Annotated in this window: 19 protein-coding genes and 1 riboswitch; of the genes, 10 read left to right on the top strand and 9 right to left on the bottom strand. The window is 61.3% G+C overall.

The genetic code is table 11. From position 1 onward, the window contains the following. Positions 1 to 135: 135 nt before the first annotated feature. Together ligB and AC07NR_RS12480 are read left to right on the top strand one after the other, a co-directional pair. Entirely contained in the window at positions 136 to 1,815 is a 1,680-nt protein-coding gene (gene ligB / locus AC07NR_RS12485; RefSeq protein WP_495078659.1) for an NAD-dependent DNA ligase LigB, read from the top strand. A 96-nt stretch (positions 1,816 to 1,911) separates the two neighbouring features. Next, on the top strand, positions 1,912 to 2,307 hold the full coding sequence (locus tag AC07NR_RS12480; protein ID WP_085709113.1) for a DUF1090 domain-containing protein: 396 nt from the start codon (positions 1,912 to 1,914) through the stop codon (positions 2,305 to 2,307). A gap of 52 nt (positions 2,308 to 2,359) precedes the next feature. On the opposite strand, the gene AC07NR_RS12475 is transcribed toward AC07NR_RS12480, so the two are convergent. After that, positions 2,360 to 2,809 (bottom strand): c-type cytochrome, encoded by a 450-nt coding sequence (locus AC07NR_RS12475; protein WP_495078658.1) that lies wholly within the window; start codon positions 2,807 to 2,809, stop codon positions 2,360 to 2,362. 128 nt (positions 2,810 to 2,937) lie between these two features. On the opposite strand from AC07NR_RS12475, the gene mltA reads away from it, so the two are divergent. Continuing rightward, entirely contained in the window at positions 2,938 to 4,110 is a 1,173-nt protein-coding gene (mltA, locus tag AC07NR_RS12470; protein WP_495078657.1) for a murein transglycosylase A, read from the top strand. A gap of 113 nt (positions 4,111 to 4,223) precedes the next feature. Here the strand turns inward: mltA and AC07NR_RS12465 are convergent, their stop codons facing one another. Together AC07NR_RS12465 and AC07NR_RS12460 are read right to left on the bottom strand one after the other, a co-directional pair. Beyond that, the gene (locus tag AC07NR_RS12465; RefSeq protein WP_085709110.1) at positions 4,224 to 4,607 is read right to left on the bottom strand and encodes an MAPEG family protein; all 384 of its coding nucleotides are present in this window, start codon (positions 4,605 to 4,607) and stop codon (positions 4,224 to 4,226) included. Between the two features lie 35 nt (positions 4,608 to 4,642). Further along, positions 4,643 to 5,476 (bottom strand): EamA family transporter, encoded by an 834-nt coding sequence (locus AC07NR_RS12460; protein ID WP_423204469.1) that lies wholly within the window; start codon positions 5,474 to 5,476, stop codon positions 4,643 to 4,645. A 240-nt stretch (positions 5,477 to 5,716) separates the two neighbouring features. Here AC07NR_RS12460 and AC07NR_RS12455 point away from each other — a divergent pair, with 240 nt between their 5' ends. Continuing rightward, positions 5,717 to 6,982: a cation:proton antiporter gene (locus AC07NR_RS12455; protein WP_495078656.1), complete on the top strand. Its 1,266-nt coding sequence runs from the start codon at positions 5,717 to 5,719 to the stop codon at positions 6,980 to 6,982. On the opposite strand, the gene AC07NR_RS12450 is transcribed toward AC07NR_RS12455, so the two are convergent. Both AC07NR_RS12450 and AC07NR_RS12445 read right to left on the bottom strand, forming a co-directional pair. After that, on the bottom strand, positions 6,983 to 7,870 hold the full coding sequence (locus tag AC07NR_RS12450; protein ID WP_495078655.1) for a formate/nitrite transporter family protein: 888 nt from the start codon (positions 7,868 to 7,870) through the stop codon (positions 6,983 to 6,985). Between the two features lie 73 nt (positions 7,871 to 7,943). Further along, positions 7,944 to 8,351 (bottom strand): acyl-CoA thioesterase, encoded by a 408-nt coding sequence (locus tag AC07NR_RS12445; protein ID WP_007959686.1) that lies wholly within the window; start codon positions 8,349 to 8,351, stop codon positions 7,944 to 7,946. Between the two features lie 197 nt (positions 8,352 to 8,548). Further along, positions 8,549 to 8,647, top strand: a riboswitch (S-adenosyl-L-homocysteine riboswitch). Between the two features lie 22 nt (positions 8,648 to 8,669). Here AC07NR_RS12445 and ahcY point away from each other — a divergent pair. From ahcY to rhlE2, 4 genes are all read left to right on the top strand, one after another. Beyond that, complete coding sequence (ahcY, locus tag AC07NR_RS12440; RefSeq protein ID WP_127800358.1) at positions 8,670 to 10,079, top strand: adenosylhomocysteinase; 1,410 nt, start codon at positions 8,670 to 8,672, stop codon at positions 10,077 to 10,079. 186 nt (positions 10,080 to 10,265) lie between these two features. Then, the gene (metF, locus tag AC07NR_RS12435) at positions 10,266 to 11,111 is read left to right on the top strand and encodes a methylenetetrahydrofolate reductase [NAD(P)H] (RefSeq protein ID WP_114886047.1); all 846 of its coding nucleotides are present in this window, start codon (positions 10,266 to 10,268) and stop codon (positions 11,109 to 11,111) included. Between the two features lie 168 nt (positions 11,112 to 11,279). Further along, the gene (locus AC07NR_RS12430; protein ID WP_114886048.1) at positions 11,280 to 12,092 is read left to right on the top strand and encodes a substrate-binding periplasmic protein; all 813 of its coding nucleotides are present in this window, start codon (positions 11,280 to 11,282) and stop codon (positions 12,090 to 12,092) included. Positions 12,093 to 12,314: 222 nt separating this feature from the next. Further along, positions 12,315 to 14,192 (top strand): RNA helicase RhlE2, encoded by a 1,878-nt coding sequence (gene rhlE2 / locus AC07NR_RS12425; protein WP_248739960.1) that lies wholly within the window; start codon positions 12,315 to 12,317, stop codon positions 14,190 to 14,192. 69 nt (positions 14,193 to 14,261) lie between these two features. On the opposite strand, the gene AC07NR_RS12420 is transcribed toward rhlE2, so the two are convergent. From AC07NR_RS12420 to AC07NR_RS12410, 3 genes are all read right to left on the bottom strand, one after another. After that, positions 14,262 to 14,855, bottom strand: a complete 594-nt coding sequence (locus AC07NR_RS12420) for a YceI family protein (protein WP_085731599.1) — start codon at positions 14,853 to 14,855, stop codon at positions 14,262 to 14,264. Positions 14,856 to 14,886: 31 nt separating this feature from the next. Further along, complete coding sequence (locus AC07NR_RS12415; protein WP_011336344.1) at positions 14,887 to 15,438, bottom strand: cytochrome b; 552 nt, start codon at positions 15,436 to 15,438, stop codon at positions 14,887 to 14,889. Between the two features lie 248 nt (positions 15,439 to 15,686). After that, complete coding sequence (locus tag AC07NR_RS12410) at positions 15,687 to 17,483, bottom strand: flavin monoamine oxidase family protein (RefSeq protein ID WP_305835753.1); 1,797 nt, start codon at positions 17,481 to 17,483, stop codon at positions 15,687 to 15,689. A gap of 224 nt (positions 17,484 to 17,707) precedes the next feature. Here AC07NR_RS12410 and AC07NR_RS12405 point away from each other — a divergent pair, with 224 nt between their 5' ends. Together AC07NR_RS12405 and AC07NR_RS12400 are read left to right on the top strand one after the other, a co-directional pair. Continuing rightward, positions 17,708 to 19,114, top strand: a complete 1,407-nt coding sequence (locus AC07NR_RS12405; RefSeq protein ID WP_007953301.1) for an adenosylmethionine--8-amino-7-oxononanoate transaminase — start codon at positions 17,708 to 17,710, stop codon at positions 19,112 to 19,114. 152 nt (positions 19,115 to 19,266) lie between these two features. Continuing rightward, positions 19,267 to 19,986 (top strand): 16S rRNA (uracil(1498)-N(3))-methyltransferase, encoded by a 720-nt coding sequence (locus tag AC07NR_RS12400; protein ID WP_134828382.1) that lies wholly within the window; start codon positions 19,267 to 19,269, stop codon positions 19,984 to 19,986. Between the two features lie 4 nt (positions 19,987 to 19,990). On the opposite strand, the gene AC07NR_RS12395 is transcribed toward AC07NR_RS12400, so the two are convergent. Then, positions 19,991 to 20,893, bottom strand: a complete 903-nt coding sequence (locus AC07NR_RS12395) for a transporter substrate-binding domain-containing protein (RefSeq protein ID WP_495078654.1) — start codon at positions 20,891 to 20,893, stop codon at positions 19,991 to 19,993. Positions 20,894 to 20,899 lie beyond the last annotated feature (6 nt).

Below are 20,899 nucleotides of genomic sequence, written 5' to 3'. Positions count from 1 at the left end.
GCGGTACAAAAAGCCCCGCACGGTTCGCCGTGCGGGGCTTTTTCATGGCCGCGAAACACCCGGCAAAACAGCCGGCCGGCCCGCCGGAAAATCCCGGCTAGCCTTCAAGTATCTCCCTGAGCAAGGACGCTCACGATGCTTGCCACACTGCGCCTGTTTTGCATTTTCCTGCTGTTCTCCGCCCACCTCAGCGCCTTCGCTGGCGATTGTCCGGACTGGACCGCCGACAGGGCCCGAAGCGAAATCACTGCCCTGCAACAGCAGATCGATCGATGGGACGACGCCTATCACCGCGAAGGCCGGTCACTGATCGCCGATGAACTCTACGATCAGTCCCGCACCCGGCTCGGCATATGGCGCCAGTGCTTCAAGCTTCCATCAGCGTCCAAGCCGTTACGGACTGCGGCTGGCCCGGTCGCACATCCGATCGCCCATACCGGCCTCGACAAACTTCACGACGCATCCGACATCGAAGCCTGGCTGCGCGACCGCAAGGACGTCTGGGTACAACCCAAGGTCGATGGCGTGGCCGTCACGCTGATCTATCGCGCCGGGCGTTTGCAGCAGGCGATCAGTCGCGGCGACGGCGTTCGCGGGCAGGACTGGACTGCCTCGGCACAAAAGATCAACGCCATTCCCCGACAACTGACCCAACCGCTGGATCTGTCGGTGCAGGGCGAACTCTATTGGCGACTGAACGACCATATCCAGGCCCGCGCCGGCAGCGCCAACGCCCGCGCAACCGTCGCCGGCCTGATGGGACGCAAGGATCTCAGTGCCGAACAGGCAGCGGGTATCGGGCTGTTTGTCTGGGACTGGCCGCTGGGACCGAGCAGCCTGAAAAAGCGAATCACGGGGCTGGTGACACTGGGTTTCGCGACGACAGAACCTTACAGCCAACCTATTGGTGATCTTGCCGATGCGCAACAGTGGCGCGATCACTGGTATCGCTCGCCACTGCCCTTCGCCAGTGACGGTATCGTCCTGCGCCAGAGCCAGCGTCCTGCTGCCGAACGCTGGCAGGCGCGCTCGCCTTTCTGGGCCGTGGCCTGGAAATACCCGTTCGCCCAGGCACTGGCCGATGTGCGCAAGATCGATTTCAAGGTCGGCCGAACCGGGCGCATCACTCCCGTGCTGGAATTGGCGCCGGTCATGCTCGACGACCGCCAGATCAGACGGGTCAGCGTCAGCTCGCTCAAACGCTGGCAGGAACTGGACATTCGTCCCGGCGATCAAGTGGCGATCAGCCTGGCCGGACTGACGATTCCGCGACTCGACAGCGTCGTAATGCGCAGCACGGAGCGCGTCGAATTGAATGCTCCACTCGCCAGCGACTTTCACCCGCTAAGCTGCTGGCAACCGACGCCCGGGTGCGAGAGTCAGTTCCTCGCGCGTATGACCTGGCTTGGCGGCAAGCAAGGGCTGGCACTGCCCCATGTCGGTCGCGGCACGTGGGAGAAACTTCTGGATACAGGCCGCCTGAACAACCTGCTGGATTGGTTGGCCCTCGACGAGCCAGAGCTTGCTAAGATTGCCGGCCTCGGCGAGCGCAGCAGCGCCCGCCTGCTCCACAGTTTTCACAGCGCTCGCCAGCGGCCGTTCACCCAGTGGCTCAAGGCCCTGGGGCTGCCGCCGACCGGTCAGGCTGCTTTGGCTGATTCATGGCAAGCGCTGGCACAACGAAATACCGAACAATGGCAGGCAGAACCCGGAATCGGCCCCGGTCGCGCGGCGCAATTGAGCGCTTTTTTCCGCGACCCGCAGGTGCTGGCCCTGAGTGAAACCTTACGCGCCGCCGGAATCGACGGTTTCTGAACATGCATCCCGGCAAGCCGGGAACCCAACGGTCGCCGAAGCGCTCCAACAGCGCAGTGCTTTCCCGACCCGATTGCCTTTGCACATGGAGCTTTTATGAAATTTCTCGCACCGCTCGCCATGCTGACTCTTTGCGCCGTAATGGCCGCACCCGCGATGGCTGGCGAAGACGCCCCGGGCCTCACCGGTTGCGCCGCCAAGAAGCAAGGCATCATCAATCAGATCGAACAGGCCAAATCCCGCGGCAACGCCGACCAGCAGGCTGGCCTCGAAACCGCCCTGCGCGAAGTCACCGAACACTGCACCGACGCTGGCCTGAAAAAGGAACGTGAAAACAAGGTGCTCGACGCCAAGCACGAAGTGAGCAAGCGTCAGGCCGATCTCGACAAGGCCATGAAGAAAGGCGACCCGGAGAAGATCGACAAGCGCAAAAACAAACTCGCCGAGTCGCGCAAGGAATTGCAGGACGCGCTGGACGAACTGGACAAGTAATCCGCCAGGCAATGTGCGGTGAAAGAGTCCTCTCCGTCACCGCACCTCAGGATCAATGATCCCGAAACTCTTTATGACAGGCACTGCAGGCATCTTCGACCTTCTGCACCGCCGGCCCCAGGTTACTGGCCTTGTACGGCTGAACCTTGCTGGCGATCACCAGTTCACCGGTGGCCGCCTCAAGGGTGCGGGCCATTTCCTGGAATCGTGCCTGCCGCTGCCAGACATCGTCCTTGGCGCTGGTGTGATCCTCTTCGCGCACCGACGGGAAATGCTGCCACGGTTCATGGGACAGCGCATCGAGCTTGACCGCGCCTTCCGTGAATTTCGGCCCGTCGAAGGGGATGCGCCCGCGCAGCATGCCGCCCAGGTCTTCGCCGGTCTTGAGCATCTGCTTGAAGATCGCCTTGCGCTGACCCAGCGGGGAATTCGGGTCGACACCGCCGCAGGCGGACAAGGTCAGACAGGCCAGCAATACAACAGAAAGTCTTTTAAGAGTCATGGTGGCTTCAGGTCACGGAATTCGGCGGCCAGTATCCTCGCGTCACCGCCAAACACCAATAGCCCTATTAATAATATGGGTTGCTGGCGCGCATGGAGCACGCTTGCAACCGACACAGGAAATTCTCCATGAACAGCCGTTTCAAGGCCTGGCGTCACCCGCTCATCGCAACCCTGCCGCTGCTGGCGATCCTCGCCGGCTGCACCGGGGGCGACAGTGCCAAGCCGAAAACCCACGCACTGGCCACTTACTCCAGCGCCACCTGGGAAGCCCTGCCTGCGGTTTCCGACAACGATCTGGTGGCCGGTTTTGGTTCGTGGCGCAGTGCCTGCACCCGGCTCAAGGCTGACCCGGTCTGGGGCGCCACCTGCGCGGCGGCGGCCAATGTGCCGCAAAGCGCTGGCGATATCCGCACGTTCCTCAAGCAAAACCTCGATGTGTTCGGCCTGCGCGCCGAAAATGACAACCCCAACGGTCTGATCACCGGCTACTACGAACCGGTCTACCCCGGCAGCCTGACGCAAACCGCGGCCGCCAATGTGCCGGTGTATGGCGTGCCCGAAGACATGATCATCGTCTCGCTGGACAGCATTTACCCGGAGCTGAAAGGCAAGCGCCTGCGCGGGCGCCTCGAAGGACGCGTGCTCAAGCCTTACGACGACGCCTCGACCATCGAGAGCAAAGGCGTCAAGGCACCCGTGGTGGCGTGGCTGACCGATCCGATGAACCTGCAATTTCTGCAGATCCAGGGTTCGGGGCGGATTCAGACCGATGACGGCCGACAACTGCGCATCGCCTATGCCGACCAGAACGGTCACCCGTATCGGCCGATCGGCCGCTGGCTGGTGGAACAGGGTGAGCTGAAGAAAGAAGACGTGACCATGGGCGCCATCAGCAACTGGGCCAAGGCCAATCCGTCGCGCATTCCGGAATTGCTGGGCAGCAACCCGAGTTATGTGTTCTTCACCCGCAACCCGGACAGCAACGAAGGCCCGCGCGGCTCGTTGAATGTGCCGCTGACCGCCGGTTACAGCGCGGCGGTGGATCGCAAGGTGATTCCGTTGGGCAGCCTGTTGTGGCTGTCGACCACCCGCCCTGACGGCACGGCGCTGGTACGCCCGGTGGCTGCGCAGGACACCGGCGGCGCAATTGCCGGCGAGGTTCGCGCGGATCTGTTCTGGGGCACTGGTGATGCTGCCGGGCAACTGGCCGGTGACATGAAGCAGCAAGGGCAGATCTGGATGCTCTGGCCAAAAGGAGCGGCATTGCCACAAGTGCCGCAGGTTGAAGATAAACCCTGACCACGACTTCGGCGGTCGGACCGCCATCGCGAGCAGGCTCGCTCCCACAGGGAAATGCACTCAAGTGTGGGAGCGAGCCTGCTCGCGATGAGGCCAGTGGCAGCACTCAATAATCAGACCGAAACGAAGAAGAAACTGGCAATCAGCCCCATCCCGACAAACCACACCAGCGACCGCAGAATCGCCCAGTCCGCCAGATAGCAAATGATGTACAGCAGGCGACTGGTGATGAACAGCACTGCCAGCACATTCACCGTCACCAACTGCGCCGTGCCCACCAGGTGCGCAACGATCACCGCCGCCGCAAAGGCCGGCGTCACTTCAAAACTGTTCAGTTGCGCCGCATGGGCCCGTCGCGCCACACCGTTCAGGCTTTCGAGAAAATCCCGGGGATCGTGATTGTCACTGAGCCGGTAACCACCGACAGCCTTGGCCACGCCCGTGCACACATAGGGCAGAAAGATCGCAATGAAAACGCACCACAGAGCCACCGTCATAACGCCGTCCTTTTTCAGTTTTTAGAGTTGGCGGGTCAGAACTTCATCACCAGCATGCCGATCAGCACCAGCCCACAGGCTAAGAGCCGTGGCCGGCCGAAAGGTTCTTTCAGGTAACGCATGCCGAACAGCACCACCAGAATCACGCTGATCTCGCGCAACGCCGCTGCTTCGGCAATCGACCCCAGTTGCATCGCCCACAGCACCAGAGCGTAGCTGAACAACACGCAGAACCCGACCGCCAGTCCCAGCTTCCATTGTTCGCGCCAGAACTGCAGGAACGCCGGCCGTTTGGCGACCCACGCCAGCATCGGGAACGGCCAGGCGCTGAGCAACGTGACCCAGACCAGGTAATCCAGCGGATGCGACCAGCGCCGCAAGGCCTGACCATCGATGTAGGTGTAGCAGCCGATGCACAAGCCGATCAGCGCCACCACCGGCAGCATCGACCACGGCAGGTGTTTCCCGCCGCCGCCCTGCCAGAGCAGGCAGGCCATGCCCAGCGGGATCAGCATGATTCCGAAGATCTGCTGGTTGGTCAGCACTTCGCCGGCGAAGATCAGGGTCAGCGCCAGCACCACCAATGGCGACAGCCCGCGCATCAGCGGATAGACCAGCCCTAGGTCGCCGACCCGATAGGCCTGGATCAACAGGTAGCGATAAAGCAGCTCGAACGCCGCCGACGCCAGAATCCACGGCCAGATTTCCTGCGGCGGCAGGCTGATGAAAGGAAACGCCAGCGCGACGAACAACAGCGCCACGGTGTCCATGCAGGCCACCACCAGCAACCGCTCGGCGCTGAATTTGATCAGGGTATTCCACGCGGCGTGCAACAGCGCCGCCACCAACACCAGAGCTGTCGCCAGCACGTGTCACTCCTTCATTCTTGTTTTTGAACCCGAGCCATTTGATCAGGTCTTTGATTCGCGATGTGTCAGGCGCTGTTTATACGTCAAGCGACCTCGCCACACCCGGTTGCGCACAGACAAATGCCAAAAAAAATCCTGTCCGGGACACACAATTGTGCCCCCACCCGGTGTCTACCCATCCAACCCTTGTGCCCATGAACAGGCGCGCTGTCTTTTCACCCCCCATCCAAAGGACCCCGGATGCTTGAACTTGTCGCCGCTTTCATCTGCCTCACCACCCTCCTCACTTTCGTGAATTTCCGCTTCATCGGTTTGCCGCCGACCATCGGCGTGATGGTTACCGCACTGATGTTTTCCCTGTTGCTGCAAGGCTTGAGCCTGCTGGGTTATCCCGGCCTCGAAGAGCGCGTGCTGCAACTGATCGGCCAGATCGACTTCGGTGATCTGCTGATGAACTGGATGCTGTCGTTCCTGCTGTTCGCCGGCGCCTTGCACGTCAACCTGAACGACCTGCGCAGCTATCGCTGGCCCATCGGCCTGCTGGCGACCTTCGGCGTACTGATCGCCACCGCCGTGATCGGCAGCCTCGCCTACTACATCTTCGCCTTGTTCGGCTGGCACGTGAGCTTCCTCTACTGCCTGTTGTTCGGCGCACTGATCTCCCCGACCGACCCGATCGCGGTACTCGGCGTGTTGCGAACGGCCAACGCCTCGAAGCCGTTGAAGACCACCATCGTCGGCGAATCGCTGTTCAACGACGGCACTGCCGTGGTGGTGTTCACCGTGTTGCTGGGCATCGCGCAACTGGGTGAAACCCCGACCATCGGCGCCACCGCCATGCTGTTTGCCCATGAAGCCATCGGCGGCGTGCTGTTCGGCGGGCTGATCGGTTATCTGGTGTACCTGATGATCAAGAGCATCGAGCAGCACCAGATCGAAGTCATGCTGACCCTGGCGCTGGTGATCGGCGGCTCGGCGATGGCCACCGAGCTGCACGTCTCGGCGCCGATTGCGATGGTGGTTGCCGGTCTGATCATCGGTAACCTGGGGCGCAACCTGGCGATGAACGACATGACGCGCAAATACCTGGACGGTTTCTGGGAGTTGCTCGACGACATGCTCAACGCCCTGCTGTTCGCGCTGATCGGCATGGAGCTGTTGCTGCTGCCGTTCAACTGGCTGCACGTGGCGGCGGCAAGTCTGCTGGCGCTGGCGATTCTGTTGTCGCGCCTGCTCACCGTGGCACCGGCCATCGTTCTGTTGCGGCGCTGGCGCACGGTGCCGCGCGGCACCATTCGGATCCTGACCTGGGGCGGTTTGCGCGGCGGGGTTTCGGTGGCCTTGGCTTTGGCCCTGCCGCTGGGCCCGGAGCGCGATCTGCTGCTGAGCATCACCTACATCGTGGTGCTGTCGTCGATCCTGTTGCAGGGTCTGACCATTGGCAAACTGGTCAAGCACGCCACCCGCGATGAACCGGCAACCACTGCCGAGCCTGCGCACCACTGATCATTTCCTGATCCGCTGCGGGTCGGGCTTTTCCGCTTGATCCGCAGACTCCTTCGGCTTGCCGCTTTCGCTGCGGATCTGCGCATGGCTGATCAGGGCAAAGATGAAACTGCCGCCGATGATATTCCCCGCCAGGGTCGGCCCGGCAAACACCGCCCAGAAATCACTCCACGGCAACTCGCCGGCAAACACCAGATACGACACCTCCGCCGAACCCACCACGATGTGCGTAAAGTCGCCCAGCGCCATGAGGTAGGTGATGAGGATGATGATCCACATCTTCGCGCTCTCCATGGACGGGATCATCCAGACCATGGTGGCGATCATCCAGCCGGAAACGATGCCCTTGGCGAACATCTGGCTCGCATGGTTTTCCATGACCTTGCGACCAATCTCAAGAAAGGCGGCGTCGGTCTTGCTGTCGAAGATCGGCAGTTCGAGCATCACGTAGGCCACCAGAATCGTCCCGCACAGGTTGCCGAACAGCACCACCGTCCAGAGTCGGATCAAGCGGCCGAAATTGCCGAGCGTCGGTTTGGTCATGACCGGCAGAACAGCGGTCAGGGTGTTTTCGGTGAACAGTTGCTGGCGGGCGAGGATCACCGCCAGAAAGCCTGCGCAGTAACCGAAGCTCGCGATCACCTTGAATTCGTCACCCTCGGGCAACCGGGAATTGAGCAGGCCCATGCCCATCAGCGACAGGCCCATGGTCAGCCCCGCCGCCAGCGCCGACCACCACAGCGCGGCAATGCTGCGCTCCAGTTCCTGGTCGCCCTGTGTACGGATGATTTCATGCAGGACCGCCGCCCGGGGCGGCTGGTTTTTCTCGACTTCGTGCTGTTCCTTGGCCGAGAGGTCGGGGGTCTTGCCGTCTGTTGGCGTGGTCATGGCGGGAAACCGGTGGCGGGGTCATAAAGCTACGACACGCGCCATTCGGCTTCCGTTCTACGGGACGCGCCGATTACTCGGTAACGGGTGTTTCATCCTTGAACTGGTCTTTGACGTACTTGATCTCGGTCCGCCCGTGCGGCGCCGGCAGGCCGTCTTCGCCGAGGTTCACAAAAACCATCTTCTCGACGGTCAGGATGCTCTTGCGGGTGATCTTGTTGCGCACTTCGCAGGTCAGGGTGATCGAGGTGCGGCCGAACTCGGTGGCGGTGATGCCCAGTTCGATGATGTCGCCCTGGCGCGAGGCGCTGACGAAGTTGATCTCGGAAATATACTTGGTCACCACGCGCTGGTTGCCCAGTTGAACGATGGCGTAGATCGCCGCCTCTTCGTCGATCCAGCGCAGCAGGCTGCCGCCGAACAGGGTGCCGTTGGGGTTGAGGTCTTCGGGTTTTACCCACTTGCGGGTGTGGAAATTCATCTTCACTCCTGAGCGTCTTGCCGAATGATGGGGCCATCTTGGCAGACTGAGCGGTCATGCTCCATGAGGCTTCTACTATGGTCGCTATTAATGATCTTCATCTGGCCGACAGAAACCCTTTGGAAGATCAGTCTAGACGGCTATAATCGCCCCCGTTTCAAAACGGTAACGTTCGCTTGATACCGTTTTCCCGCCACCTGTCCGAGGGGCGCTGCAGCAGGTTCAACCTGTCAGGCTCGGATGGGGCGTTGACTGGCTCAGGCCGGACACTAAACGCACAACGGCGCCCATTCGCATACATTACGAATGGAGGCTCTCATGAGCGCTGTTATCACGCCTGCAGATTTTAACGATTACAAAGTTGCCGACATGTCCCTGGCTGCCTGGGGCCGTCGCGAAACCATCATCGCCGAGTCGGAAATGCCGGCTCTGATGGGTCTGCGTCGCAAGTACGCTTCCGAGCAGCCGCTGAAAGGCGCGAAAATCCTCGGCTGCATCCACATGACCATTCAGACCGCCGTGCTGATCGAAACCCTGGTTGCCCTGGGTGCCGAAGTTCGCTGGTCGTCCTGCAACATCTTCTCGACTCAGGATCAGGCCGCCGCTTCCATCGCCGCTGCCGGCATCCCGGTTTTCGCCTGGAAAGGTGAAACCGAAGAAGAGTACGAGTGGTGCCTGGAGCAGACCATCCTGAAAGATGGCCAGCCATGGGACGCCAACATGATCCTCGACGACGGCGGCGACCTGACCCAGCTGCTGCACGACAAGTACCCACAGGTTCTGGACCGCGTTCACGGCGTGACCGAAGAAACCACCACCGGCGTACACCGTCTGCTGGACATGCTGGCCAAGGGCGAACTGCGCATCCCGGCCATCAACGTCAACGACTCGGTGACCAAGTCCAAGAACGACAACAAGTACGGCTGCCGTCACAGCCTGAACGACGCCATCAAGCGCGGCACCGACCACCTGCTGTCCGGCAAGCAAGCGCTGGTCATCGGCTACGGTGACGTGGGCAAGGGCTCGGCCCAGTCCCTGCGTCAGGAAGGCATGATCGTTAAAGTGTCCGAAGTCGACCCGATCTGCGCCATGCAAGCCTGCATGGACGGTTTCGAACTGGTTTCGCCGTTCATCGACGGTATCAACGACGGCACCGAAGCAAGCATCGACAAAGCGCTGCTGGGCAAGATCGACCTGATCGTGACCACCACCGGTAACGTCAACGTTTGCGACGCAAATATGCTCAAAGCCCTGAAGAAGCGCGCCGTTGTCTGCAACATCGGTCACTTCGACAACGAAATCGACACCGCTTTCATGCGCAAGAACTGGGCATGGGAAGAAGTGAAGCCACAGGTACACAAGATCCACCGTACCGGCCCGGGCGCTTTCGACGCTCAGAACGACGACTACCTGATCCTGCTGGCCGAAGGCCGTCTGGTGAACCTGGGCAACGCCACTGGTCACCCGAGCCGTATCATGGATGGTTCGTTCGCCAACCAGGTTCTGGCCCAGATCTTCCTGTTCGGCCAGAAGTACGCCGACCTGTCGCCAGCCCAGAAAGCCGAGCGCCTGACCGTTGAAGTACTGCCGAAGAAACTCGACGAAGAAGTGGCCCTGGAAATGGTTCGCGGCTTCGGCGGCGTGGTCACTCAACTGACCAAGCAACAGGCTGACTACATCGGCGTGACCGTCGAAGGCCCGTTCAAGCCGCACGCTTACCGCTACTAAGAGCAGCTGCGAGCTTCAAGCTTCAAGCGGCAAGCAAGGTCAAAAGCCGAACTTGCCGTACGAAGCTTGAGAGCTCTGCCCCTATTTCAAAACAGTTTCAGGCAGCAGGTTTCACGCACGAGAGATCAGCGCACCTCCGCTTCTCTCGAAGCTTGTAGCTTGCCGCTCGTGACTGGAGGTCCCCCGATGTCCCAAGACCGTCGCTACAGCTTCGAGTTCTTCCCGACCAAGACCGATGCCGGGCATGAAAAACTGCTCGCCACTGCCCGTCAGCTGGCCACCTATAACCCTGACTTCTTTTCCTGCACCTACGGCGCGGGCGGCTCGACCCGTGACCGCACGCTGAACACCGTGTTGCAGCTGGAAAGCGAAGTCAAAGTCCCCGCCGCACCGCACCTGTCGTGCGTCGGCGACAGCAAGGACGACCTGCGCGGCCTGCTGAACGAGTACAAGGCTGCCGGCATCAAGCGCATCGTCGCTCTGCGCGGTGACCTGCCGTCCGGCATGGGCATGACCAGCGGCGAGCTGCGTCACGCCAATGAGCTGGTTGAATTCATTCGTGAAGAAACCGGCAATCATTTCCACATCGAAGTCGCCGCCTACCCGGAGATGCATCCGCAAGCGCGCAACTACGAAGACGATCTCGCCAACTTCGTGCGCAAGGCCCGTGCCGGCGCCGACAGCGCGATCACCCAGTACTTCTTCAACGCCGACAGCTACTTCTACTTCGTCGATCGTTTGCAGGCGCTGGGCGTGGACATTCCGGTGGTTCCGGGGATCATGCCGATCACCAACTACAGCAAACTCGCGCGCTTCTCCGATGCCTGCGGTGCGGAAATCCCGCGCTGGATCCGCAAGCAACTGGAAGCCTACGGCGATGACAGCCAGAGCATTCAGCGCTTCGGCGAACAAGTCGTCAGCGAAATGTGCGAACGCCTGCTGCAAGGCGGCGCGCCTGGCCTGCACTTCTATTCCATGAACCAGGCCGAACCGAGCCTGGCGATCTGGAACAACCTGAAGTTGCCACGCTGAGACCGCTGTACGCTTCAAGCTGAACGCTTCATGCAACAACAGAAGATCGCAAGTTTCGACAGCTCCTGGTGGGTTGTCGCAACTGCGATCTTTTGCTTTTAAGGCCCGAAACAGAGCTTCTGCAGCCAGTTTCTGGCTCTTTGGCGTTTCTCGTCGTAATCTCAAGTCATGCCTTTGATCACGCAGTTATTCGCCGTGCTGGTTTTTGCTTGCCTGAGCTTTGCGGCTCGAGGCGAGAAGCTGCGTATCGTCACCGAACCCTGGGCGCCGTACGTTTACGAAGAAAACGGCAAGAACCTCGGGCTGGACTACGAAACCACCGCCATCGTGTTCAAACGTCTGGGCATCGATGTCGAGTGGCAGTTCCTGCCATGGAAGCGTTGCCTGTCGATGCTCGAAACCGGCCAGGCCGACGGTGCGCTGGACATCTTTCACAGCGACGAACGCGACGCCACCCTGCTCTACCCAAGCGAACCGCTGTCGGACGTCGAGTTCGTGATGTTCTACGCCAACGACCGACCGCACCCTTTTCGCAGTCTTGAAGACCTCAAGGGCCTGACCATCGGCACCTCGCCGGGTTATCTGTACAGCCCGGACTTCAGTGAATCGACCCTGTTCAACCGGGAACCGGCCCCGACCCACGAAGCCAATTTCGGCAAACTGGTGCGCGGGCGCATCGACCTGCTGATCACCGATCGCCGCGTGGGTCAGCATTTGCTCGATGAATTGAATATCCGCGATCAGATCACCGAAAACCCCACCGTCATCAGCCGCCAGAGCCAGTTTCTGGCCGTACGGCGCAATGCGGGGATGGATTTGCTGGTGCAACGCTTCGGCGCCGAACTCAAGCGTTTCAAGCGTGAGCCGGCCTATGCCGAGTTGAGCGCGCGCTACGGTGCAGCCCCGGTTTCGGAAAAACCCTTGAGCAGCGCCACCGCCAGCGGCAAAACCGTTGAGCAGCAGGAAAGCGGCGCGCAGTGATTGCTCTGTTATACTCCGGCGTTCCCGCCAGGCTCACGCCCGGACGCCCGGAACCGTTACAGGCCTCCCGACCCGCTACAGCGCAGCTTTTCAGCCCGCGCGAGCGCTCCGGACGTGCCTTCGGAACCGCAGCAGGACCGGACGGGATTGCGTCCTCTTAAACGCCATTCGCGCCAGGCAAGACTCCCATTGGGCCAAGCCCTAACTAAAACAGGATTACTCATGTCCTTTGCTTCCCTCGGTCTCTCCGAGGCTTTGGTCCGCGCTATCGAAGACGCGGGCTATACCGAGCCTACTCCGGTGCAACAGCGGGCCATTCCCGCCGTGTTGCAAGGTCGCGACCTGATGGTTGCGGCACAGACAGGTACCGGTAAAACCGGCGGTTTCGCCCTTCCGATCCTGGAGCGGCTGTTCCCCAACGGTCACCCGGACAAATCCCAGCGCCACGGCCCGCGCCAGCCGCGCGTCCTGGTCCTGACCCCGACCCGCGAACTCGCGGCCCAGGTACACGACAGCTTCAAGATCTACGCCCGTGACCTGAAATTCGTCAGCGCCTGCATCTTCGGCGGCGTCGGCATGAACCCGCAGGTTCAGGCCATGTCCCGTGGTGTGGACGTACTGGTTGCCTGCCCGGGTCGTCTGCTCGACCTGTGCGGCCAGGGCAGCATCGATCTGTCCCACGTTGAAATCCTCGTGCTGGACGAAGCCGACCGCATGCTCGACATGGGCTTTGTCCATGACGTGAAGAAAGTCCTCGCCCGCCTGCCGGCCAAGCGCCAGAACCTGCTGTTCTCGGCGACCTTCTCCAAAGACATCACCGACCTCGCCGGCAAGCTGCTGCACAACCCGGAACGCATCGAAGTGACGCCGCCGAACACCACGGTCGAGCGCATCGAACAACGCGTCTTCCGCCTGCCGGCCAGCCACAAGCGTGCGCTGCTGGCCCACCTGATCACCGCCGGCGCGTGGGAACAGGTACTGGTGTTCACCCGCACCAAGCACGGTGCCAACCGTCTGGCCGAGTACCTGGACAAACACGGCCTGCCGGCTGTGGCGATCCACGGCAACAAGAGCCAGAACGCCCGCACCAAGGCCCTGGCCGATTTCAAGGCCAACCAGGTACGCATTCTGGTTGCCACCGACATCGCGGCCCGCGGCCTGGACATCGACCAGTTGCCACACGTGGTCAACTTCGAACTGCCGAACGTCGATGAAGACTACGTGCACCGCATCGGTCGTACCGGCCGTGCCGGTCGTTCGGGCGAGGCGATCTCGCTGGTCGCGCCGGACGAAGAAAAACTGCTGAAAAGCATCGAACGCATGACCAAGCAGAAAATCGCCGACGGCGACCTGATGGGCTTCGATGCCAGCACCATCGAGGCCGAGAAGCCTGAAGTGCGCGAGCGTCCGGACATGCGCAACCCGCGCAACGGTCGTGGCCCGCGCGGCGACGGTCCGAATGGCGGCGGCGGTGGCGGCGGTCGTAAAGACAAAGGCAAGGACAAGGGCAAGGAAAAACCTGCCGGCGAACGCGGTGAGCGTGGCGAGCGTCCAGCCCGTCAACAGAAACCCCGCGAAGGCACCCCGGCCCGCGAACAGCGTCAGCCAAGCCAGCCGCCACGTGCTGCGGCTGATCGCGCCCCGGACGAGTTCCTCGACGACGATATCGATAACTTCGGCAACCGCGTTGACTACGTGCCGAAGCAGGCTCCGGCCGGTGGTCGCAACCGTCGTCCTGGTGCTCCGGCGCAAGGCGCAGGTTCGGGCGCTCCGCGCGGCGGTCAGTCGCAAGGTCGTCAGAACGGCCCGCGCAACAGCAACGGCTCGAGCACCGGCACCCCGCCGGGCAAACGCAACGGCCCGCGTAACGGTGCCCCGCGTGATGGTCAGGGTCGTCGCGACGAAAATTCGCGCAACCGCCGTCCGGCCCGTGACGATCAGCAACGTGCCGAACCGGCCGTGCAGAACCCGCGCAGCAGCGGCCCGAAGATCATGCACAAGGAATCGAAAGCCGACCGCTTCCCGACGCCTGAGCAGCTCGATCAACTGCCAAGCCGCCCACGCGGTGAGAAACCGGCCTTGCTGACCCGCAATCGCTGAGTTTCGACAAGGCAATAAAAAACGCCCCCGGTCGCAAGACCGGGGGCGTTTTTGTGTGTCAGGCGAAAATTACTTCGCTTTAACACCTTCGAACGAGATGTACAGGTCGACTTTGTCGGACTGTGGACCCAGGTCCATCATCTTGCCGAAATCAGAACGCTTGATGCTGGTGGTGCCTTCGAAGCCGGCACGGTAGCCGCCCCATGGATCCTTGCCTTCACCCAGGAAAGTGGCCTTGACCACGATCGGCTTGGTCACGCCGTGCAGGGTCAGGTCACCGGTCACGTCGGCAGTGTCTTTGCCATCGGCGTTCTTGCCGGTGGATTTGACGCTGGTGGAGACGAACTTGGCGTCAGCGAATTTGCCCACGTCCAGGAAGTCTTTGCTGGCGATGTGCTTGTCACGCTCGGCGTGGTTGGTGAACACGCTGGCGGTCTTCACGTCGAACTCGATCTTGCTGTCTTCAGGCTTGGCAGCATCGAAGCTGAACTTGCCGCTGATGTCCTTGAAGGTACCGGTGATGTAGCTGTAGCCCAGGTGGCTGATCTTGAAGTCGACGAAGGCGTGCTGGCCTTCTTTGTCGACGGTGTAATCAGCAGCCATTACGTTGGCGGACAGCACGGCAGAACCGATTGCCAGAGCGGCCAGAGTCTTTTTCAACATGCTTTCTTTTCCTTTGAGTCGAGGTTGAGCTTCAGGCTTTGCGACCGAGCATTCGAGTGAGGGTCGCATCACGATCGATAAAGTGGTGCTTCAATGCTGCCAACGCATGGAGGCCGGAAAAAATTACCAGCGCCCACGCCAGGTACAAATGAATCACCCCGGCGGTATCTGCCTGATCCGGTAGTCCGGAAACCAGTGCAGGAACTTCAAACAGGCCAAACACCGGAATCCCGACACCGTCTGCGGTGGAAATCAGGTAACCGGCAATCATCACGGCGAACAGCGCAAGGTACAGAAACCCGTGGCCGAACTTGGCGCCGATGCGGGTCATGCGGCTGTAGCTCTGCAGCGTTGGCGGCGGTGGGCTGACAAAGCGCCACAGCACCCGCAACACCATCACAGCCAGCAGCACCAGACCGATGCTCTTGTGCAGATCCGGCGCGTCTTTGCGCCAGGTGCTGTAGTAATCCAGCCCCACCATCCACAGACCGAGCGCAAACAGCCCGAAGACCGCCAGCGCCACACCCCAGTGCATGAAGATGCTGACCCAACCGTAGCGCGAAGAAGAGTTACGTAGCTGCATTGCCCAAATCCTGTGAGAACTGCGAACCAAGACTAGCGAGTTATCTATCGAATTAAAGCGGAAAATTTCGCTTTGAAATATCGAGAAATACGATCAAGAGTCTTGAACAAGGGAGTTAAGGAAAGATTAAAGGGGAAAAGTGTGACGGGAGATTAGCTGGCGAGCGAGCAAACACAGGATGCTCGCTGTTTCACAGGCAATAAAAAAGCGCGGCCTGAAAGCCGCGCTTTTTCATTCACCGCAAAGCCTTACTGCGCTTTGGTATCGGTCGCTGCCGCCGGGGCTGCTGCCGGTTTGGCGGCTGGCTTCTTGGCCGGTTCAGACTTTTTCGCTGCCGGTTTGGCCGGGGCTTTTTTCGCCTCGGTCTTGGCCGCAGGTTTTTTCGCTGCTGGCTTGGCCGGTGCTTTCTTGGCTGGCTCGGCTTTCACCGGAGCCGCAGGCTTCGGCGCTTCAACCGGGGCTGGCGCAGGGGCCGGAGTCGGTGCAGGCGCCGGAGCGGCTGGAGCAGGTGCCGGCTCTGGGGCTTTTACTGGCTCGGGTTTCTTGTCGTCATCCGAACCGCCGAACAGGTTGGTGAAGAAATTGCCTTTCTTCGCCGCCGTGGCCGCACCCGCTGCGCCCGCTGCCGCTGCTGCGGTGGCCGCCGCCGGACCGACCTTGATCGGTTCGAAGGATTTGCCTGCCGCCAGGTCTTCCACCTGACTGGCCGCACGCTGTCCAGTGCGCAGTGCGCCTTCCAGGGTGCCCGGATACAGAGTGTCGGTGTGCTCGCCGGCAAACGCTACGCGTTGCAGCGGACGCTCCCACAGGCGCCAGTACTTGCTGATCTGGCCCGGGCCAAAGGCCAGGTACGAACCGCCAGTCGACGGGTCGGTGCTGTAGCGACGGATTTCATAACCGGTGAACGCGCCACGGGCCTGTGGATAAAACGCGTGCAGACGAATCAGCACCTGATCGACCATCTGCTTGTCGCCGAAGGCCTGCATGACGCGGGCGTTGTCGCCGGACAGGTTGATCACCACGTTCGCGCCGCCCTTCAGGGCCGGTTCGATCCACAACATGCCCAGACCGGTGTTGCTGTAGATCTCGCCGGACATCCGCGCCTTGCTTTCCCAGACCGGCGTCTTGAATTTCAGCATGATCTGGTCGCGCCAGCCGTAGTTGGTGCCCTTGATCGCGGCCAGGTGCTGGGCATCCAGGGCCGGGGTCAGCTGGATCTTGTCGAGGGCGCGCAATGGCACCGCCAGTACGACGTAGTCTGCCTGATAGCCGACGCTGCCGACCTTGACGGTCACGCCGTCCTTGTCCTGGACGATCGCGGAAACCGGCGAGCTGGTCTTGATGGTTTTCAGTTGCTTGACGAAAGCCTGGGCCAGCACCGGGCTGCCGCCGACCAGACGCGAAGCGCGCATGTCACGGTCGGACACGCCGCGATAAACACGGCTCTGCTGCGCGTAGTACAGCAGCGACAGACGCGACGGTTCGTCGTAATGGGTGCGGATATCCTGGTTGATCAACTGACGCGCAGTAGCAGGCAGGTTCTGCTTGTCGAGCCAGCTCGACACGTTGATCTGGTCCAGCGCGTGCAGGGTGTTGGTCGCCGCCGGGTTCTGCGGATCGTCGATCGAACGCGCCAGATCGTCACGGGTTTTCTCGAAGGTTTTCAACGCCTGCGCAGTGGCCGGTTGCTTGGTGGCCAGGTCGGCGGCAGAGAAATACTCGCCATCGATCAGATAACCCGGGGTACGTACGAATTCAGGGGCCGGCGTGGTGCTCAGCTTGAAGGTCGACACGTATTTGTTCAGCACCGGCTGAGCCTTATCGTTGCCGATCCACTCGCTGGTCGCCATGCCCGAGCGACCGCCCAGGCTCGGCTTGGCTTCCAGCAGCGTGACCTGCCAGCCCTTGTTCTGCAGTTCGTAAGCCGCGGTCAGGCCCGACAGGCCGCCGCCGATCACGATCGCGGTTTTTTCCTTGGCCAGCGCCGTAACGCTGAAAAGCCCCAACACCACAAGCGCACAGGCGCGCAGCCAACCGACAGACATTCAGCGAACTCCGGAAAAACACGTAGGAAAAAAGCAGTTTTGCGGGTCAGTCGACCCAAAGAACCGCGAAGAATACGTCAGCCATCAAAACGCCGCCAGCGACGTCTATCGGCCCATACAAAGTAGCTCAATCGACGCAATGGGTTGTCCCGGCGCGACGCATTGCATAGGCTTGCGCGATTGTTTGCCCGCGCCTGACGCGAGCCGCCTCGAGGAGACTGAACATGGGCCTGAACAACCAGTGGATGCAACGCGATCTCGCGGTGTTGTGGCATCCCTGCACCCAGATGAAAGACCACGAACAGCTGCCGCTGATTCCGATCAAGCGCGGTGAAGGCGTCTGGCTGGAGGACTTTGAAGGCAAGCGCTACCTGGATGCCGTCAGTTCCTGGTGGGTCAACGTGTTCGGCCACGCCAATCCGCGCATCAATCAGCGCATCAAGGATCAGGTCGATCAGCTGGAACACGTGATTCTGGCCGGTTTCAGCCATCAGCCGGTGATCGAGCTGTCCGAGCGTCTGGTGAAGATGACGCCGGAAGGCCTGAACCGGGTGTTCTACGCCGATAACGGTTCGTCCTGCATCGAAGTCGCGCTGAAAATGAGCTTTCACTACTGGCTCAACCGCGGCCAGCCGAACAAGAAACGCTTCGTCACCCTGACCAACAGCTACCACGGCGAGACCATGGCGGCGATGGCAGTCGGCGACGTGCCACTGTTCACCGAGACCTACAAAGCGCTGCTGATGGACACCATCAAGGTGCCGAGCCCGGACTGCTACCTGCGCCCGCAGGGCATGAGCTGGGAAGAACACTCGCGCAACATGTTCGCGGCCATGGAGCAGACGCTGGCGGAAAATCATGACAGCGTCGCGGCCGTGATCGTCGAGCCGCTGATCCAGGGCGCCGGCGGCATGCGCATGTATCACCCGGTGTACCTCAAGCTGCTGCGCGAGGCCTGTGATCGTTACGGCGTGCACCTGATCCACGACGAAATCGCCGTCGGTTTCGGACGCACCGGGACGATGTTCGCCTGCGAACAGGCCGGCATCCGCCCGGACTTCCTGTGCCTGTCCAAAGCCCTGACCGGTGGTTATCTGCCGCTCGCGGCGTGCCTGACCACCGATGAGGTATACAGCGCGTTCTACGACGATTACCCGACCCTGCGCGCCTTCCTGCATTCACACAGCTACACCGGCAACCCGCTGGCCTGCGCGGCGGCATTGGCGACCCTGGATATTTTCGAACAGGACAACGTGATCGAGAACAATCGGGCGCTGGCTCAACGCATGGCGTCGGCCACGGCGCATCTGGTGGATCACCCGAACGTGTCCGAAGTCCGTCAGACCGGCATGGTGCTGGCCATCGAGATGGTCAAGGACAAGGCCACGAAAGAGGCCTACCCATGGCAGGAACGTCGCGGCCTGAAAGTGTTCCAGCATGCTCTGGAGCGCGGCGCGTTGCTGCGTCCGCTGGGCAGCGTGGTGTATTTCCTGCCTCCGTACGTGATCACCCCGGAGCAGATCGATTTCCTCGCCGAAGTCGCCAGCGAAGGCATCGACATCGCCACCCGTGACAGTGTCAGCGTGGCCGTGCCGAAGGATTTCCATCCCGGGTTCCGTGATCCGGGCTGATTCGGCTTACTTGAGATTTGCGGTGCCTGGACCGTCCCTTTCGCGAGCAAGCTCACTCCCACAGGGAAATGCATTCTAAATGTGGGAGCGAGCTTGCTCGCGAATGAAGTCGACTCCGATCCAACTGATTCACATCTTTTCAGAGAACCACCATGAGACTGTCCCGCTTCTTTATCGACGCCCCGCTGAGCACCGGCGAACACGAACTGCCGGAAGCCCAGGCGCATTACATCAGCCGCGTGCTGCGCATGGCCGAGGGCGATGCGGTGCAGTTGTTCGACGGTTCCGGCCACGAGTTTCGCGGATCGCTGGTGGAAGTCGGCAAGAAGCGTGTCGTGGTGCAGATCGACGAGCAGTTTGCCGGTCAGGTTGAATCGCCGTTGCACATCCATCTCGGCCAGGGTCTGTCCCGGGGCGAGCGGATGGACTGGGCGATCCAGAAAGCCACCGAACTGGGCGTCAACGAAATCACCCCGATCTTCAGCGAACGCTGCGAAGTCCGCCTCAAGGACGAACGTGCCGACAAACGCCTGCTGCACTGGCGCCAGGTGGCGATCAGCGCCTGCGAGCAATGCGGTCGCTCACGCGTACCGGTGATTCATCCACCGGTGCTGCTGGCGGACTGGCTGAAACAGACCGAGGCCGAACTGAAACTGGTCCTGCACCCGGTGGCCGAGCCGTTGGTCAGCCATGCCAAACCATCGACTCTGGCGTTCCTGATCGGCCCCGAAGGCGGCTTGTCCGACGCCGAAGTCGAGCAGGCCAAGACCAACGGCTACCACGCCGCCCGCCTCGGCCCGCGCGTGCTGCGCACCGAGACGGCGCCGGTGGTGGCGCTGGCGGTGGCGCAGCAACTGTGGGGTGATTTCTAAGCCGTCACTGCACTGGATCACTGATCGGTCTGGCGATGATTGCCTTGAGTTCGCTGGTCATCGGGAACTCAAGGTTCAAGCCCTTCGGCGGGATCGGTTGTTCGAACCACTTGCGGTAGATCCCGTTGATCTCCCCCGAGCTGTACAGATCGGCCAGCGCGCCGTTCACCAGCGCGAGGAATTGCGGATCATCCTTGCGCACCATGCAGCTGTAGATTTCCCGCGATTGCTCCTCCCCCACCACGACCCAGTTATGCGGATCGCGCGCCTTGGCCCGTTCACCGTAGAGCAACGCGTCGTCCATGTAGAACGCTGCCGCGCGCCCCGATTGCAGCATCTGGAACGCCTCGCCGTGATCCTTGGCGCTGATCACGAACATGTTCAATTTGTGGTCGAGGTTGTAGCTCTTCAAATAGCGCTCGTTGGTGGTGCCGGCGGTGGTCACCACGTTCTTGCCGCGCAGATCGTCGAAGCTGTGGATGCCGCTGTCCTTTGCGGTCAGCAACTGCCCTTTGACATAGATAAAACCGTAGGAGAACGCGACCTGTTTCTGCCGCTCGGCCGTCACCCCGGTGGAGCCGCACTCAAGATCAACCGTGCCGTTCTGCACCAGCGGAATCCGCGTCTGCGACGTCACCAGGTTGTACTTCACCTTCAGATCCGGCAGCGCCAGTTGCTGCTTGATGCGCTCGACAATCTTGCCCGCCAGCTCCACCGAATACCCCATCGGCTGCCCGGTGTGATCGCCCACATACGAGAACGGCACCGACGCATCGCGATAACCCAGGGTGATGCTGTTGGCGCTGGCGATCTTGCCGAGCGTGCCGGTCAGCGGCACTTCATTGGCCTGAGCTTGAGCACCTAAAACCAGCGCCAGTGTGCAGCCGAGCAACGTGATTTTTTGCATTGTTAT

The organism is Pseudomonas sp. GW821-FHT09C09, assembly GCF_059418105.1.
Note: the sequence above shows the minus strand (reverse complement) of the source record. Positions and strands in the feature narration are given on the sequence as shown.

Bases quoted from the DNA above. Each gene is read 5' to 3' on its own strand.
- ligB (WP_495078659.1), top strand. From the start codon at position 136: ATGCTTGCCACACTGCGCCTGTTTTGCATTTTCCTGCTGTTCTCCGCC.
- AC07NR_RS12480 (WP_085709113.1), top strand. From the start codon at position 1,912: ATGAAATTTCTCGCACCGCTCGCCATGCTGACTCTTTGCGCCGTAATG.
- AC07NR_RS12475 (WP_495078658.1), bottom strand. From the start codon at position 2,809: ATGACTCTTAAAAGACTTTCTGTTGTATTGCTGGCCTGTCTGACCTTG.
- mltA (WP_495078657.1), top strand. From the start codon at position 2,938: ATGAACAGCCGTTTCAAGGCCTGGCGTCACCCGCTCATCGCAACCCTG.
- AC07NR_RS12465 (WP_085709110.1), bottom strand. From the start codon at position 4,607: ATGACGGTGGCTCTGTGGTGCGTTTTCATTGCGATCTTTCTGCCCTAT.
- AC07NR_RS12455 (WP_495078656.1), top strand. From the start codon at position 5,717: ATGCTTGAACTTGTCGCCGCTTTCATCTGCCTCACCACCCTCCTCACT.
- AC07NR_RS12450 (WP_495078655.1), bottom strand. From the start codon at position 7,870: ATGACCACGCCAACAGACGGCAAGACCCCCGACCTCTCGGCCAAGGAA.
- AC07NR_RS12445 (WP_007959686.1), bottom strand. From the start codon at position 8,351: ATGAATTTCCACACCCGCAAGTGGGTAAAACCCGAAGACCTCAACCCC.
- ahcY (WP_127800358.1), top strand. From the start codon at position 8,670: ATGAGCGCTGTTATCACGCCTGCAGATTTTAACGATTACAAAGTTGCC.
- metF (WP_114886047.1), top strand. From the start codon at position 10,266: ATGTCCCAAGACCGTCGCTACAGCTTCGAGTTCTTCCCGACCAAGACC.
- AC07NR_RS12430 (WP_114886048.1), top strand. From the start codon at position 11,280: ATGCCTTTGATCACGCAGTTATTCGCCGTGCTGGTTTTTGCTTGCCTG.
- rhlE2 (WP_248739960.1), top strand. From the start codon at position 12,315: ATGTCCTTTGCTTCCCTCGGTCTCTCCGAGGCTTTGGTCCGCGCTATC.
- AC07NR_RS12420 (WP_085731599.1), bottom strand. From the start codon at position 14,855: ATGTTGAAAAAGACTCTGGCCGCTCTGGCAATCGGTTCTGCCGTGCTG.
- AC07NR_RS12415 (WP_011336344.1), bottom strand. From the start codon at position 15,438: ATGCAGCTACGTAACTCTTCTTCGCGCTACGGTTGGGTCAGCATCTTC.
- AC07NR_RS12410 (WP_305835753.1), bottom strand. From the start codon at position 17,483: ATGTCTGTCGGTTGGCTGCGCGCCTGTGCGCTTGTGGTGTTGGGGCTT.
- AC07NR_RS12405 (WP_007953301.1), top strand. From the start codon at position 17,708: ATGGGCCTGAACAACCAGTGGATGCAACGCGATCTCGCGGTGTTGTGG.
- AC07NR_RS12400 (WP_134828382.1), top strand. From the start codon at position 19,267: ATGAGACTGTCCCGCTTCTTTATCGACGCCCCGCTGAGCACCGGCGAA.
- AC07NR_RS12395 (WP_495078654.1), bottom strand. From the start codon at position 20,893: ATGCAAAAAATCACGTTGCTCGGCTGCACACTGGCGCTGGTTTTAGGT.